General features: G+C 34.6%; 13 protein-coding genes. 1 reads left to right on the top strand and 12 read right to left on the bottom strand.

Annotated elements, in window-relative coordinates:
• Nucleotides 1-24 precede the first annotated feature (24 nt).
• From AT726_RS06945 to gap, 6 genes are all read right to left on the bottom strand, one after another.
• Nucleotides 25-816 carry a hypothetical protein gene (locus AT726_RS06945; RefSeq protein WP_055243365.1) on the bottom strand — a complete coding sequence of 264 codons (792 nt, stop codon included), beginning with the start codon at nucleotides 814-816 and terminating at the stop codon, nucleotides 25-27.
• Between the two features lie 267 nt (nucleotides 817-1,083).
• Nucleotides 1,084-3,918: a hypothetical protein gene (locus AT726_RS06940; RefSeq protein WP_055243364.1), complete on the bottom strand. Its 2,835-nt coding sequence runs from the start codon at nucleotides 3,916-3,918 to the stop codon at nucleotides 1,084-1,086.
• 146 nt (nucleotides 3,919-4,064) lie between these two features.
• Nucleotides 4,065-4,811 carry a triose-phosphate isomerase gene (gene tpiA, locus AT726_RS06935; protein WP_055243363.1) on the bottom strand — a complete coding sequence of 249 codons (747 nt, stop codon included), beginning with the start codon at nucleotides 4,809-4,811 and terminating at the stop codon, nucleotides 4,065-4,067.
• 92 nt (nucleotides 4,812-4,903) lie between these two features.
• The gene (locus tag AT726_RS06930) at nucleotides 4,904-6,115 is read right to left on the bottom strand and encodes a phosphoglycerate kinase (RefSeq protein ID WP_055243362.1); all 1,212 of its coding nucleotides are present in this window, start codon (nucleotides 6,113-6,115) and stop codon (nucleotides 4,904-4,906) included.
• A 78-nt stretch (nucleotides 6,116-6,193) separates the two neighbouring features.
• Nucleotides 6,194-7,417, bottom strand: coding sequence for a competence/damage-inducible protein A (locus AT726_RS06925; protein WP_068759279.1), 1,224 nt, complete (start codon nucleotides 7,415-7,417; stop codon nucleotides 6,194-6,196).
• 143 nt (nucleotides 7,418-7,560) lie between these two features.
• The gene (gene gap, locus AT726_RS06920) at nucleotides 7,561-8,568 is read right to left on the bottom strand and encodes a type I glyceraldehyde-3-phosphate dehydrogenase (RefSeq protein ID WP_055243360.1); all 1,008 of its coding nucleotides are present in this window, start codon (nucleotides 8,566-8,568) and stop codon (nucleotides 7,561-7,563) included.
• A gap of 312 nt (nucleotides 8,569-8,880) precedes the next feature.
• Here gap and clpP point away from each other — a divergent pair, with 312 nt between their 5' ends.
• On the top strand, nucleotides 8,881-9,492 hold the full coding sequence (clpP, locus tag AT726_RS06915; RefSeq protein WP_055243359.1) for an ATP-dependent Clp endopeptidase proteolytic subunit ClpP: 612 nt from the start codon (nucleotides 8,881-8,883) through the stop codon (nucleotides 9,490-9,492).
• Between the two features lie 187 nt (nucleotides 9,493-9,679).
• Here the strand turns inward: clpP and AT726_RS13595 are convergent, their stop codons facing one another.
• The 6 genes from AT726_RS13595 to AT726_RS06890 form a co-directional block, all read right to left on the bottom strand.
• Nucleotides 9,680-9,784: a hypothetical protein gene (locus AT726_RS13595; RefSeq protein WP_370456864.1), complete on the bottom strand. Its 105-nt coding sequence runs from the start codon at nucleotides 9,782-9,784 to the stop codon at nucleotides 9,680-9,682.
• A gap of 426 nt (nucleotides 9,785-10,210) precedes the next feature.
• Nucleotides 10,211-11,422, bottom strand: a complete 1,212-nt coding sequence (locus AT726_RS06910) for a D-alanine--D-alanine ligase family protein (RefSeq protein ID WP_068759278.1) — start codon at nucleotides 11,420-11,422, stop codon at nucleotides 10,211-10,213.
• A gap of 119 nt (nucleotides 11,423-11,541) precedes the next feature.
• A complete protein-coding gene (locus tag AT726_RS06905) occupies nucleotides 11,542-12,144 on the bottom strand; it encodes an NUDIX hydrolase (protein ID WP_068759277.1) in 603 nt (200 codons plus the stop codon).
• A 42-nt stretch (nucleotides 12,145-12,186) separates the two neighbouring features.
• On the bottom strand, nucleotides 12,187-13,821 hold the full coding sequence (locus AT726_RS06900; protein WP_068759276.1) for a UDP-N-acetylmuramoyl-tripeptide--D-alanyl-D-alanine ligase: 1,635 nt from the start codon (nucleotides 13,819-13,821) through the stop codon (nucleotides 12,187-12,189).
• 1 nt (nucleotide 13,822) lies between these two features.
• Nucleotides 13,823-14,581, bottom strand: coding sequence for an alpha/beta fold hydrolase (locus tag AT726_RS06895; protein WP_055243355.1), 759 nt, complete (start codon nucleotides 14,579-14,581; stop codon nucleotides 13,823-13,825).
• A gap of 209 nt (nucleotides 14,582-14,790) precedes the next feature.
• Nucleotides 14,791-15,447: a hypothetical protein gene (locus AT726_RS06890; protein WP_055243354.1), complete on the bottom strand. Its 657-nt coding sequence runs from the start codon at nucleotides 15,445-15,447 to the stop codon at nucleotides 14,791-14,793.
• Nucleotides 15,448-15,505: the final 58 nt, after the last annotated feature.

Raw genomic sequence — 15,505 nt, 5'->3', positions numbered from 1 at the left:
AAAAAAAGGTATCTGAATTTATTATCAGATACCTTTTTCTATGATTTCTAGTAAAGCATTAGGTCCTTTATCGAGTAATTCTTCAAGTTTTCCGCCTTGTTCACAATATGAAATTACAGCGAACATTCCTGAAATCGAGGCATACTTGTCCCAGAATGAACCTGTATTTGCTTTCGAGAATGCTTCAGGAGTTAAGGCATATTCTTGTGTTAAGTAATAACGTAATTTTTGATACACTGACTCACGTCTATTGTTCATTTTGTCTGTATGCCAATCTAATGATAACACATCCTCTTTATATGATAGGAAATGCGCAATTCCTTCATCAAAGACAAGTTGTTTTAAAACATTAACCTTTGGTAAATGCTTAGAGTATGGATATCTTTGGCTCATTAAGACATGTGAAAGCTCATGCGTTAGAAAATCAGCTGCAATGAAATCAAGTTCCTCTAAACTGTCAGCATACGTACATAAACGAACTAAATCTAAGATAATACAACGCATTCCAGACTGATCTTCTCTGACGACTCCATCATAAGGTTTCGGTGATCCAGCAATTAAATAAATTGCAGTTGTATCTGGAATTTGCATATCACCAAATACTTGGTGCCATAATGCTTCATTTAATGGTTTGAAATTATATAATCTATTTTGAATAGTCTCATATAAATGAACTAATAGCTCTTTATTCACATATGATGGTTCTTCAAATGTATATTGTCCAGGTACAATTGTATGATAAATCCAATGTTCCTTTACTGCATCTAAATTTCCATGTTCTAAAAATGAATCAATAATCTCAGTTTTAATAATCATTAAGGCTCCACCCCCTCTATTATTTTACCATAATTTTATACATAACAGAGTTCAGGCGATAAACCTCTACAAAATTTATCCAAAATTAATAATAAAAAAGAGGCACCTACCTAAACATTCAGCTATGCCCCCTCTTTATCTTTCATATTCATCAGGAACATGCAGGGCTTAACATTAAAGGCGGATAGCCTTTGCCATCCATTATCTTTTAATCTATATTAATTGACTAAAAAAGACCCTTGAAACTTCAGGGGTCTTCTCTATCACTTATGAATCTTTATTTAGATTAACACAAATAGCTACGACACTTAAGATAACTATTGCACCAATTGCAATCAGCTCCATCCAATTCTTTGAATACTCTAATCGTAAATAATCAATCTTCACTTCAGAACCATACTCACCATTCGAGATAATCCAAAACTGAAGATTTAACTTACTTTCTAATTCTTCTTTTGATAATGCCTTCTCTAAAGCTTTATTAATATCGTAAGTAAATGTACCTGTCTTATTTGTTGGATATTGTAAATAATAACCTCGATCACTGCTTTCAACATAAACAAGCAATGACCATAATTGATCAGCTTCTTCGACCTTTATTTTGAACTGAGGTTTTTTACTCAAGTCAACCTCGAAGTAACTCGTCTGCATTCCTCCGTTACCATTAGGATTTAAATTAAGCACATTAGCTGTTCCTTGATAATAATTAATTTTTGCCAGAGCATTAAGTCGTGATTGCCAGTGTGTAATTTTTTGAGTCGTAAATGATGATTTCCATTCACGTTCTTTAAGAGGTTGTAATCCCTGATTAAAAATACGAACACTATTAACTGTAACATCTGAATCATCACTATCTCCAACAATCGCTAACTGCACCTCATGTTTCCCTAATAAACTAAACCTTCCTGAATTTAATTTATTTAAAGCGTAGCTCATACTTGTAATAATATGTCCAGATTCAGTACTATCCTTTAACAAATAAAACTCTTGATCTGTGGATACATCTTTCAAAATCAATGACCATGTTCCTGTGAATCCTTCAACTTGTAAATCTAGCATTGGGACTTGGCTAAAGTCAATCTCAAATGGTTCGCTAATTGCACCACCATTACTTTTACGACCAATTACAACCTCTTTATATTCCTCACGTAATTGAATAGACCCCTCTTTATAAGATGTCCAATTTGCAAGATCGTGAGCATGAGCATTAATTAAATAGGGATTTTCCTCTTTCTGAATAAAGATTCGAGCATATGAATAATCTTTAACACCTGTATTCGTTGTTACCTCTGCTTCAAGTAAATGATAACCATTAACTAATTCATCGACTTTAACTACATAAGGTTGTGTATAAGTCACATTTTTAAAGACAGGTCGACCATCAATATAAATCGTAATATCCGAAACAGCTGCATCATCCGTTGATTTAATTTCTAAATCAATTGGATAATTATCAGAAATCGGTTCGTACTGTGAGATTCCCACAATATTTGTTGCTACAGGCACATTAGCAGTGACACTATGTTCGACTTTACGATCAATTTTGTACTGATTATCTCCTTCGTCTACTGGAATTTCAAGCACAATAACTGCTTCAGTTGACTTAATTTGAATCTCTGTTTCTTTCGTTACATTTTGTTCAATAAATGTATGACTGACTAAATCATATAAATCAACAGTTCCGTCAGTTGTAACTCGGTAATTAACGACCTTTTCTTCATCATGAGGGTTAAATAATAAAAATAGTGGATTTTGTTTTTCCTTATCGACATAATACTCATTTGTATTTAAATCGGTCTTTAAAATTCCTTCTACATTTGTCGGTTCAATCATCGCAGCTAATAGCCCTAAATAAGCACCACTTAAAACAGATAATCTTTGATTGGCTGTTTCATTATCTTTTTGTACTTTTTCCATCGGAATTAAATTACCGTAAACGGGATCATCTACATCATAAAAAAGGTTTAGATTTTGAGTCACTTGTAATAAGTAACGACCAACTTCAACAGCGTAGCGTTGATCATACTTTAACATAGGTACTAAGGCTGTTGCTCCGACAATACTTTGAAACGAATATGGTGTTCCTCCATACTGTGTACGCTCCCCGATTAATCCTGTTGCAAAATCTCCATTAAATGTTCCATATTCATGGCGATAGTCACTTTCAGTGAAGAAGAATTCCATATATTTCGCGGTATTAAAATGATATTCTTCAACTGAATTCAAACGTGCTGATAAATATGGAAGATATAAATAAAGCAGTTCATAGCCAGGATTTCGTTGGAATTCGTCCATATAATTCATACACAGCGTTGCTGCTTTAATATACTTTCGATCATTAAACTTCTCAAATGCATAATATTGAAGTAAAGCAATTCCTGCTGCAGCATCCGGTTCTATCCATTCACCGTTATCAAAAGGACATTTATTTTTAAAGTCATATCCCGTATATCCAAAATCAACAATTCCATCTGAGCCACCTAAATCCATCACGACTTCATACCATGTATCCGCAATATTTCGAAGCATTGCATCGGAATCTACAGTCGCCTCATAACGATCCATTAACATGAAGTAAGCTAGGGCAGGATAGATTTGTTGCCAAAAACTCAACTCCGTACTATCCATATTTTGATAATTCAATAGAGTTCCTTCACCATTTTCAATATTGTAGTAAGACTCAACAAACTGAACTAAATTATTTAATTGCTCCTCACCAATTCTCTCCTTATTAAGCTTCTCTGCTGATAATAAAGCACCTATTAAGGTTAAAGCTTGTGTATATTCACCTTTTCTTTCTTCATCTGTGTAACTCACAATCCCAATGGATTCTCGCCCCGTATTCTTAGATTCTTTTTCAAGAAACATCAGATTATAGTCCTTCATATTAAATAACATCTCGTTAAACTTTGTCGCTCGTTCACGCCAATCTGTATACTGATAGCTAACTGGTAGATATGGAATATCATGTGTTGCCTGAATATATTTATAAAGAGTTTCTGACTTTGTTTCTTGTGCACTTACGGTTTGAGATCCAAAAGCAACCGTCATTATAAAACAAATAGCAGATAATCCAAATAAAAAAAGTCGCTTCAACTTCATCCCAATCACCTCAAATAATTGTTAATTTACTTCAATTAGTATTTACGATTATAAACTAATTATGTAGAAATTGGGCGAACTAACAAATCAAGAAATCAAAAAAGCCATCTTCTAAAAGAAGATGACTTTTATCTATCAAGTTAATATTAGAATTCTAATAATCCTAAGAATGATTCAACATCTAAAGAAGCTCCACCAACTAAAGCTCCATCGATTTCTGGTTGAGCCATTAAACCAGCAACTGTGCTAGGTTTAACTGATCCACCGTATTGGATACGGATAGCATCAGCAGCTTCTTGACCATGTTCGCGAGCTACAACTGAACGGATGTATCCGATAGTTTCGTTAGCTTGCTCGTTAGTAGCAGTTAATCCGGTTCCGATAGCCCAGATTGGTTCATATGCGATAACTGTTTCTTTAACTTGCTCTAATGATAATCCTTCTAAAGCGCGTTTGATTTGAGAATCAACTACTTGGTTAGTTGTTCCATTTTCACGCTCTTCTAAAGATTCCCCACAGCAAACGATTGGAACTAATCCGTTAGCAAATGCTGCATGAGTTTTTTTGTTAACTGTTTCATCAGTTTCGTTGAACATTTCACGACGCTCACTGTGTCCTAAGATAACATAAGTTACTCCTAAGTCTTTTAACATACCTGGAGCGATTTCTCCAGTGAATGCACCGTTAGCTTCGAAGTGCATATTTTGAGCACCAATACGTAAGTTTTCTCCTTGATGTTCAACTAATGAACGTAAGTATAATGCTGGAGCACAGATAGCAGTTTCTACTTTATCTGAGCTTGGCACTTTGTCTGCTACAGCTTTGATGAATTCTACAGCTTCATCATAGTTTTTGTTCATTTTCCAGTTTCCTGCGATGATTGGTTTTCTCATGAAACTCACCTCTATTAAATATTTTAGTATGTATCTTGTCGGAAAAAAGGAATTCACAAAAAGGTGAATTCCTTTGAGTTTAGTTTAAAAAATTATTTACATCCGCATCCACAGCATTTATCGCTTAATGAAGCAACACCTGGTAATTCTTTACCTTCTAAATACTCTAAAGAAGCTCCTCCACCTGTTGAGATGTGAGAGAATTTGTCAGCGTATCCTAATTGCATTGCAGCAGCAGCTGAATCTCCACCACCGATGATTGTGATAGCACCTTCTAAGTTAGCGATAGCTTCACATACACCGATAGTTCCTTTAGCGAAGTTAGACATTTCGAATACACCCATTGGTCCATTCCATACAACTGTTTTAGCATCTTTTAATACATTAGAGAATAACTCAACAGTAGCTGGTCCAACATCTAATCCCATTTCGTCATCAGCTAATGCATCAACTGAAACTACGCGGAACTCAGTATCGTTAGAGAATTCTTTAGCAGCAACTGTATCGATAGGTAAAACTAATTTGTCTCCACCTTTTTCTAGTAAAGCTTTTGCTAATTCTAATTTATCTTCTTCACATAAAGATTTACCAATGTTTTTACCTTGAGCTTTAAGGAATGTGAACATCATTCCTCCACCAACTAATACTTTGTCAGCTTTATCTAATAAGTTTTCGATAACTCCGATTTTATCAGATACTTTAGCTCCACCTAAGATAGCAACCATTGGACGTTGAGGCGCATCAACAGCTCCACCGATAAATTCGATTTCTTTTTCTAATAAGAATCCAGCTACAGCTTCTAAGTTAGCAGAGATTCCAACGTTTGATGCATGAGCACGGTGTGCAGTCCCGAATGCGTCATTTACGAAGATATCTCCTAAAGAAGCCCAGTATTTACCTAACTCAGGATCATTTTTAGATTCTTTTTTACCATCTAAATCTTCGAAACGAGTGTTTTCGAACATTAAAACTTCTCCGTCTTTTAACTCAGCGATAGCAGCCTCTAATTCAGCTCCACGAGTTTCAGGGATGAATTTAACGTCTTGTCCTAATAACTCAGCTAAACGCTCAGCAGCTGGACGTAATGATTTAGATGCTTTATCTTCTTCAGATTTGATTTTTCCTAAGTGAGAGAATAAAATAGCACGTCCACCATTTTCTAAGATGTATTTGATTGTAGGTAATGCAGCTACGATACGGTTGTCATTTGTAATTTTTCCGTCTTTCATTGGTACGTTGAAGTCTACACGTACAAGGACTTTCTTTCCATTTAACTCAACATCTTTAACAGTTTTTTTGTTCATGTGATGAGTCCTCCTTAAATTATTTTTCACAATATTATTTTAACGCTTTTTTACATATAATTCAAACATTACCTTCTATTAAAGCGCTTTTATATAATGGTGAAGCCAATATAAAGCTTCCGCTACTGTGCGCTGTCTTATTTTTTCACGATTTCCATTAAAAATGTATGATTTTAAGAAAATTTGACCGCATACATTAATCGCGATATAAACTAGACCAACTGGTTTTAACTCACTTCCACCACCTGGTCCTGCAATTCCAGTTACACCAACTGTGATATCAGCACCTGTTAACTTTTCTAAATTGAATGCCATATCGTGTGCAATCTCCTCAGAAACTGCGCCAAACTCCATTAAACGATTCACATCAATGTTTAAACGATTTAATTTTGACTCATAACTATATGTCACGATTCCTTCTAAAAAGACGCTAGATGCTCCTGAAACGTTCACAAGAGTCGATGAAAGAAGACCACCACTGCAACTTTCAGCCGTTGCTATTTTTAATTGCTTTTCCTTAAGCAAGCGCACAATTTCTGTTGCAAGATCTGTATTTTGATCTCCAATATAGTAATCCTTCATAATGTCTTTAAACTCTTCATCAAAGGCTCTTAAATCCTCTTCATAAGCATCCACTGTAGAAACAATATAATCTACTTTATCAGGAGCACAATAAGGTGCAATATTTAGATGAGGGTAACGTCCATATAAGTGTAAAATCATTTCTTCTGCATAAGACTCTCCAATTCCACATAAACGGTAGCTATTACTAATCTTACGCTCCTTAATCTGATCAATAAAATAAGGTCTTACACTCTCTGAAAACATTAATTCAAGCTCTGCTGGAGGTCCAGGTAATAGGAAAACTGATTTATTATCCTGCTTTAAAAATAATCCCGGTGCTGTTCCATTATTATTGGGTAAAACTAGTCCTTCTTTAAACTTATAAGCTTGACGATGATTATTATTTGGAATTTCTCTATTGCTACGTCTGAAATACTCACAAATACCTTCATAAATCTCATCGTCATAAACTAGTTCTGTTTTAAAATACTTTGCAACCCCTTCACGTGATAAATCATCTACCGTTGGTCCTAATCCACCAATAGTAATCACTAAATCCGCATAGGTATATGCAATCTCTAACCCTCGAACAATTTCATCCTCTAGATCAGGAACTACTTGTTGATGAGTTACTTTTCCACCTAACTGTTCTACTTGTTTTGCAATAAAAGCACTATTCGTATTAATCGTTTTACCAGACAGCACTTCATTACCAATCGCTAAAATCGCAACATTCACACCGCTCACCTCTTGTTTAACATGACCTATTTCAGTTTTTTTATTCTAACTTAGAAAAATCCATCTAACTCTATTCTAATGAAAATAATAAAAAAAGCTATCCCGAAATGGGATAGCTTTCCAAAAATATCGCTTAACTAAAATTATTTAATTAAAGAAGCGAAGTATCCTAAAGTACGGATTAATTGGTTAGTGTAAGACATTTCGTTGTCATACCAAGCAGCAACTTTAACTAATTGCTCTCCGTTAACTTCCATAACTTTAGTTTGAGTAGCATCGAATAATGATCCGTAAGAAATTCCGATTACGTCAGCTGAAACGATTTCATCTTCAGTGTATCCGAATGATTCGTTAGCAGCAGCTTTCATTGCTTCGTTGATTTCAGCAGCAGTTACTTTAGTGTTTAAAGTACATACTAACTCAGTTAATGAACCAGTGATTACTGGAACACGTTGAGCTCCACCGTCTAATTTTCCGTTTAATTCAGGAATTACTAAACCGATAGCTTTAGCAGCTCCTGTTGAGTTTGGAACGATTGATGCAGCAGCTGCACGTCCACGACGTAAGTCACCTTTTCCGTGAGGAGCATCTAATGTATTTTGGTCATTAGTGTAAGCATGGATTGTAGTCATGAATCCTTTTTGTACACCATATTTGTCGTTTAATACTTTAGCCATTGGAGCTAAACAGTTAGTTGTACAAGAAGCTCCTGAGATAACTGTTTCAGTTCCGTCTAAGATATCTTGGTTTACATTGTAAACTACAGTTTTGATATCTCCTGTAGCTGGTGCAGAGATAACTACTTTTTTAGCTCCTGCTTCTAAGTGTAATCCAGCTTTTTCTTGAGAAGTGAAGAATCCAGTACATTCTAATACTACGTCTACTCCTAATTCTCCCCAAGGTAAGTCTGCAGGGTTACGCTCAGCAGTTACTTTGATTTCTTTACCGTTAACAACGAAAGCACCTTCTTTAACTTCGATTTCTCCGTTGAAACGTCCTTGAGCTGAATCATATTTGAATAAATGAGCTAATGTTTTAGCATCAGTTAAGTCGTTGATTGCAACTACTTCGAAGTCATTGTTTTCGATCATTAAACGTAAAGCTAAGCGTCCGATACGCCCGAATCCATTAATCGCTACTTTAACAGCCATGTGAAGATTCCTCCTAAGATATTATAAAATTGGTCATTTTTCACATTACGTGTATTTTAACACACATAATATATTGTGAAAAATTACTACATTTTTATTCTAACAATTTGTACCATGATAATCAAGTTATAAACTAATGTAAGCGTTTATAATAACAAATGCTTAACAAAAATGTTTAAGAATTTTTACTTAAAAATGAATATATTACCACTCACAACATTAAAATAGAGTATGGCCGACGCAATGCTATATTTTTTTGTCCAGTTGTGGTAAAATGTGCTATAGAAATTTTTATAAAAAGAGGGGTGCCTTATGAGTAGTTATTTAGTACCGACAGTCATTGAACAAACAGCTCACGGTGAGCGTGCATATGATATTTATTCTCGCTTATTAAAAGATCGTATCATCATGTTAAGTGGTGAAATTAACGATTATACAGCAAACATCGTTGTTGCTCAACTTTTATTCTTAGCTGCAGAAGATCCAGATAAAGATATCAACCTTTATATTAATAGTCCTGGTGGATCAGTTACAGCAGGATTTGCTATCTTTGATACAATGAACTACATCAAATGTGATGTATCAACAATCTGCGTTGGGATGGCAGCGTCAATGGGTGCTTTCTTACTTTCAGCGGGTGCTAAAGGTAAACGCTATGCTTTACCTAACAGCGAAGTCATGATTCATCAACCACTTGGTGGAGCACAAGGACAAGCCACTGAAATTGCCATTGCTGCAAAACACATTTTAAAAACTCGTGATAAATTAAATAACATCTTATCTGCTCAAACAGGTCAACCACTTGAAAAAATCGAGCAAGATACTGAACGAGATAACTTCATGTCAGCTGAAGAAGCTGTAGCTTACGGTTTAGTTGACCAAGTTGTTGTTCGTCCAGTGGACATTTCAGCAGATAATAAATAATTCAAAAAGTAGAGATTAAATTCTCTACTTTTTTTGCTAGAAAGCTAAAATATAGACTCTAAACAAGATAAAATAAATCTAAGTAATAATAACCCAATCATAACATCAAAAAATATACTAAACATATCTATTTTCTTCAATTTTTTCATTCTATCTCTTAACTGATTAAAGTTGACTTTAAGCAATTTTAAAGATGAGATATTACAATTTGTTCTCCTTTCATGAATCCATCTAATGAAACATTAAAGAAATCACTGAAAAGAATTAAACGATGAAAATCAGGATAAGAAATGCTATTTTCCCACTTAGAAATAGTTTGTCTCGATGTATTTAAAAGTTCCCCTAATTCATCCTACGATAATCCTCTTCACTTCGTTAAATCCAATAACCTATCATTAAACTTCAATAGGAATCCCTCATTTCTAAAAATTGTTGATACAGCAATAACATTCATCTTAGCTCCCCCTCCATCAATAGTTATTTACAATCTTTCAATTTTTTAACCATTATATATTTTCCATCTAAAAAAAGAGATTTCATAAGTGAAATCTCTTTTTTCATGGCTATATTTTAAGAAGTATTGTCATTAAACAAGGAAATCCAAACGTTAACTAGCGTAAGGATTTCTTAATCTATTAAGTTGTTTAAACAACCTCTGTCTCCAAATCAACATTTGTCTAAAACATAGCTTTTTCATTTTTAATAGTTAAGTTACCGCTTAGGCTTTTGTTCCTTTCGCTCCTTTTGTTCCTGCACCCTGTAAAGCAAGAACGTTAGATTCGAATGAGAATGTTAAGCTTTCACGTTCACGTTGACGTTTTAATGCTAATTCCACTAAGCTAGTCATTAATTCTGTGAAGTTACGGTCTGTTTTTTCCCATAAGTAGAATGATAATGATCCTGGAATTGTATTAATTTCGTTAACATATACTTCATTATTTTCAGCATTGATTAAGAAGTCGATACGAGCAACCCCTGCACTTCCTAACACGCGGAATGTTTGTACCGCAAGATCTTGAACGTATTTTGTTCCTTCATCCGTTAAACGAGCAGGGATAATACGATTTGTACTTGCCATCCCTTGAGATTTAGTTCCTCCAGTTTTAGCACCTTTAGAACCTCCTCCCCCCTCATATTTATCACGGAAGCTTAAAAATTCATCAGAACCCATAACTTCTTCTAAAACAGAAGGTTTAGCAGAAGAGAAATCTCCGATAACCGAACAGTTAACCTCAACTAATTGAGTAACCATTTCTTCAACGATGAATTTTTTATCATAGCTAATTGCTTCTGTAATTCCTTCTTCTAATGACGCACGGTCATTTGCTTTAGAAATTCCAACACTTGAACCTAAGCTAGCAGGTTTAATCATAACTGGATATGTTAATTTTTCTTCAATAGCATCTAAACAAGCTTCTTGGTCAGCAAACCAATCTGATGAATAATACCACACATAGTTTGTAATCGGTAATCCTGAATCACGTAAAATGTTTTTCATAAACACTTTATCTTGACCAACAGCAGCGGCAGCTACCTCACATCCCGAATAAGGAATTCCGTTTAATTCAAAGAATCCTTGTAAGGCTCCATCCTCACCATTTGTTCCGTGAATAACTGGAATCGCAACATCGATTGTATTTACAACATTGCTTCCGAATTTTTTAGCAGGATAACGTTCAATTTGAATTTTACCATTATTAGGAACAATGACAATACGTTGACATTTTTTTAATAATGCATCCAAATTTTTATATTCTTTCACATCAAATAATGCTTCACCTGTGTACCATTCGCGTTTTTTAGATAAATAAACTGGTACGACATCATATTTTGTTTTATCGATGGCATGCATTGCTTGGTTAGCAGAAATAATTGAAATTTCGTGCTCTACCGATTCACCACCGAAAAATACACCAACTTTTAACTTCATGAGGAAGCCCCCTTTAATCTAAGTTTAGTATCTTCTTCAAGTATACCGTATCTGAACGCAAATACATACGTCTATTTTATCAAGAAATCACTGTCATAAGAAACAATTTTTTGCTTTAATTACTCAAAATATGTTTCTAAATCTTCCGTATAAACTTTATACGCCTTTTCAATCTCTTCGATTGAATTCTTTCGAGACAATGGCGGTAGTTCTGAAATATCAAACCATCCAATATCCTCCGTCTCATGATTACATTTTGCCTCTCCCGCTACGACATTCCCCAGGAAATATAGACAATATACATCATATAATGATTTTTTAATATAATGTCGTCTGTCAAACACCGCTAACAGTTTCGTACAATCAATTACATAACCAGATTCCTCGAACGTTTCCTTAATAGCTGTTTCCTTCGGTGTGCAATCAATATCACACCATCCACCTGGTAGTGACCAAAGACCACTATCTTTCTCTTTAACGAGTAATAGCTGATGATTTTTAATAACCATTGAACGAACGGCAGGTTGTGGGGTTGGATATATGAAATCTTTATATAAGTCGCATTCATTCATTGGTAATGATGTATAATCGTGTAACATCTTCACACTAATCTTCTTTAACTCTTCATAATTATCCACTGCATACGGATCTGTTGAAAATGATAATCCAATTTGTGCAATTGACTGAACTTTTTTAATAAACTCTAAAAATTGATTATCCATCCCGCTTCCCTACTTTCTATATGAAAATAAATAACGAACTGACTATTCAGCGAATAATTCAGGCAAATCATTTTCAATTAAGACAAACGCTCCTGGTTCAACGACTTCATACATTACTTTGAATGCTTCTGTTAAATTCTCAGCTACTGTTACACGCTCTTCTGGGAATCCAACTTCTTTTAAACCTTCTTGAATTGGTTCTGTTTGTTTTTTACCAACTAGAATAACATGATCACATGTATCTTTCATATATGTTCCAAAAGCTTTATTTAACTCATATTGTGCTGTTCCTAAATCGACCATCCCTGGTGTTAGCACAATGCGTTTACCATTCATTTGTCCTAACACTTCAAGTGCCATCTTAGATCCAACTGGATTTGAATTAAAAGCATCATCAATAATCGTAAAGTTCCCATTACGACGTAACTCTAAACGATGAGTCACAGGTTTCATTTTACGAACAGCGACTTTCATTTTTTCAACTGGAATTCCCAACTCATTCCCTAAAGCAATACTCGCTACCGTATTATAAATATTATGACGACCTAATAATTTCGTTTGGAACTGATGAACACTTCCATCACGGAATGTCACATTAAACGTGGTTCCTTTTTCACTAACAACAATATCACCTGCTCGATAATCTGCTTCACGTTCGATTCCATAAGTGTAGACCGTACATTTTCCCGAAAACTTATTCTCATAGTAATCACGGATATTTTCATCATCAATATTAATAAATCCAATTCCGTCCTCAGGTAAGTACTCAATTAACTCAAACTTAGTTTGTTTCACATTATCAATTGTTTTAAATGTTTCTAAGTGTTGTGGACCTACTGATGTTAAAACTCCATACTTAGGATATGCGATTTCACATAACTCGTTAATCTCTCCGACTTTGTAAGCACCCATTTCGGCAATGAACTTACTATGAATTGGTTTTAAATAATTACGAATTGTAATCGTAATTCCCATTGGAGTATTATAACTTTCAGGCGTCATTAACGTATTAAATTGCTCTGATAAAATCGCATTTAATGCATGTTTTGTACTTGTTTTACCATAGCTTCCTGTTACACCAATCACATCTAATGAAGGAGACTCTTTCACAATACGACGCGCATCATTAATAAATCCTAAACGGATACTATTCTCCATTGGCTTATTAATCTCATTCGCAAGTAGCATTACTACATAAGCGAATAAATTAAACGTTAATAACCAGCCAGCGATTTGTGAAAGTAGCATTAAGCCATTCGCTCCAAGGAAGAATGAACCTAAGCCAGCGATTAATAACATTAAAATAGATCCCGTTGCAATAATACGCCAAACACGAGCTGTAATTTTCAACGGTTTTTTTGATTCTTTTGAAACACCACTACTAATCTTAATAATTCCAAGACCTAAGACTCCAATCACAACTGTGCCAATTGTTAAAATAGAACCTGGCATTGGGAATAAAAAGCTCACCACTACTAAAACCCAATATGCAATAACTAACACAGATAACGGGACAGGTAACGCCACTAAACGATGCCCGGCAATCCAAGTTGTAAAGCGATCATTCATATAATGACATTGTTGTAACATCTGAAGGGCATGAGCCATACGCCCCCATAACGTCCAAAGTAAAAATAAACTTAAAACTCCTAATAAAACTGCCATAATAATACCCATCTTATTCACCTCTCTCTTTCTCTAAGAAGACATCAATCACACGTAAAAATTGTCCTAAACAATCTAAATAAGAGTAGTGTCCCGCTCCAGGGAAAACAACAAGTCCCGCTCCAGGAATCTTTTTCTCCATAATCTTCGCATCACTTAATGGCGTTGCATCGTCTAAATCGCCCCAAACAAGTAATGTTTCTACTTGGATTGAAGGCATTAAATGTTGTAAATCTTCATTAACTACCTTACTCATGATTTGACGCATCATAGGGGTTGCATTCTTATAATCCGATGATCCCGCATTCTCCATCATTTTCTCTTTATAAGCACGTAATCCCGGTAAGCTTAAAACCTTTTTACCTAACTTATACGTATAAACACGAGCATAATAGTCGAATCCACGCTTTGGTTTAATTCCAGCACTATCAACTAAAACTAACTTATTTAAATCATTTTGGCGCCCAGCATAAATAATCCCAACACGTCCACCAAAAGAATGTCCGAAAATTGTTGGACTCTTAATCTCAAGCTGTTTTATAAATTTCTCTACCATATCGGCATAATCATAGACAGACCATACAGTTTTTGGTTCATCACTTTGACCAAAACCAGGAAAATCTAAACTATATACCTGAAAATTTTGTTTCAAATAATCAAATACTGGCTTAAATGCAGCAACACTTTGCCCCCATCCATGTAATAACAAAATCGGGTGGCCTTGCCCCTCTACTTCATAATAAATATTTAAATCATCTATCTTAATGAACATGGTTCATCACTCCTCAACTATAGTCTTTACTATTATATGACAATCGTCCATAAAATTTAAGGGTATATCAAAAAAACTAAGATTTACATTTATTAATAAGATCTTACAAGATTTGTGCTAATACTAGACACTTTTTTTGCTAAATTTAACTTAATTTCCTCAAAGTTATCATACGCAATTAAAAAGGAAGAATCGTACCATTCTTCCTTTTATTCAGTATCTTTATCTGATTCATTAATTGAATTCAAAATAACGGTTAAAAACAATGTCTGCTCAACGGGTAAAACATTTGGATTATAAACCGTAATTTCATAAGTTGTTCTAAATAATGAGAACTTTTTCTTTACCTTATACAACTTTTCACCCGTCAAATCCTCAATCACATACTCAGGGAAAATATGAAAAATTTTCTGCTTTGATACTGCAATCTCTCCACGATTAACATCATAAAAATGAAACGTCTTTCCAAAGCGAAAGAAGTCACGAACAACCTGTTCCCCTATAAAGCCAACCGTTTCATCCGCTCCATTATAGACTTGCGCCAAGCGATTCAACCTGACATTCCACCGCTTAATCTGTTGTTCTGACGCATACACCTCACCATCAAGGTCTTTAAGTATGAGTCGCTCACCTAAAATATTGAAATAAAGCCCCTGAATTTCGCCTACTTTTTCACCATCGATATAAACCTGATAATTTTTATTAAATGAAAACCAACTCTTTTTCACCATAATGGTTGATGCCTCGTTTAACTGGACGAGTAAATCTGTAGAGATATCACTACTTTCGGCTCGACAGTTTAAAATACTTCCACAAAACAGAAGTACCATGATTAAACAACTAATCCACTTACGACTTAATTTCATAATATTCACCCTTATTTTTCAAACTACTTTTAGTATACACACTCTTTTATAAAAAATT

It is taken from the genome of Turicibacter sp. H121, assembly GCF_001543345.1.
Classification (GTDB): Bacteria; Bacillota_I; Bacilli_A; order MOL361; family Turicibacteraceae; genus Turicibacter; species Turicibacter bilis.
Note: the sequence above shows the minus strand (reverse complement) of the source record. Positions and strands in the feature narration are given on the sequence as shown.

Bases quoted from the DNA above. Each gene is read 5' to 3' on its own strand.
- AT726_RS06905 (WP_068759277.1), bottom strand. From the start codon at position 12,144: ATGGATAATCAATTTTTAGAGTTTATTAAAAAAGTTCAGTCAATTGCA.
- AT726_RS06895 (WP_055243355.1), bottom strand. From the start codon at position 14,581: ATGTTCATTAAGATAGATGATTTAAATATTTATTATGAAGTAGAGGGG.
- AT726_RS06890 (WP_055243354.1), bottom strand. From the start codon at position 15,447: ATGAAATTAAGTCGTAAGTGGATTAGTTGTTTAATCATGGTACTTCTG.
- tpiA (WP_055243363.1), bottom strand. From the start codon at position 4,811: ATGAGAAAACCAATCATCGCAGGAAACTGGAAAATGAACAAAAACTAT.
- clpP (WP_055243359.1), top strand. From the start codon at position 8,881: ATGAGTAGTTATTTAGTACCGACAGTCATTGAACAAACAGCTCACGGT.
- gap (WP_055243360.1), bottom strand. From the start codon at position 8,568: ATGGCTGTTAAAGTAGCGATTAATGGATTCGGGCGTATCGGACGCTTA.
- AT726_RS06930 (WP_055243362.1), bottom strand. From the start codon at position 6,115: ATGAACAAAAAAACTGTTAAAGATGTTGAGTTAAATGGAAAGAAAGTC.
- AT726_RS06900 (WP_068759276.1), bottom strand. From the start codon at position 13,821: ATGGGTATTATTATGGCAGTTTTATTAGGAGTTTTAAGTTTATTTTTA.
- AT726_RS06945 (WP_055243365.1), bottom strand. From the start codon at position 816: ATGATTATTAAAACTGAGATTATTGATTCATTTTTAGAACATGGAAAT.
- AT726_RS06940 (WP_055243364.1), bottom strand. From the start codon at position 3,918: ATGAAGTTGAAGCGACTTTTTTTATTTGGATTATCTGCTATTTGTTTT.
- AT726_RS06910 (WP_068759278.1), bottom strand. From the start codon at position 11,422: ATGAAGTTAAAAGTTGGTGTATTTTTCGGTGGTGAATCGGTAGAGCAC.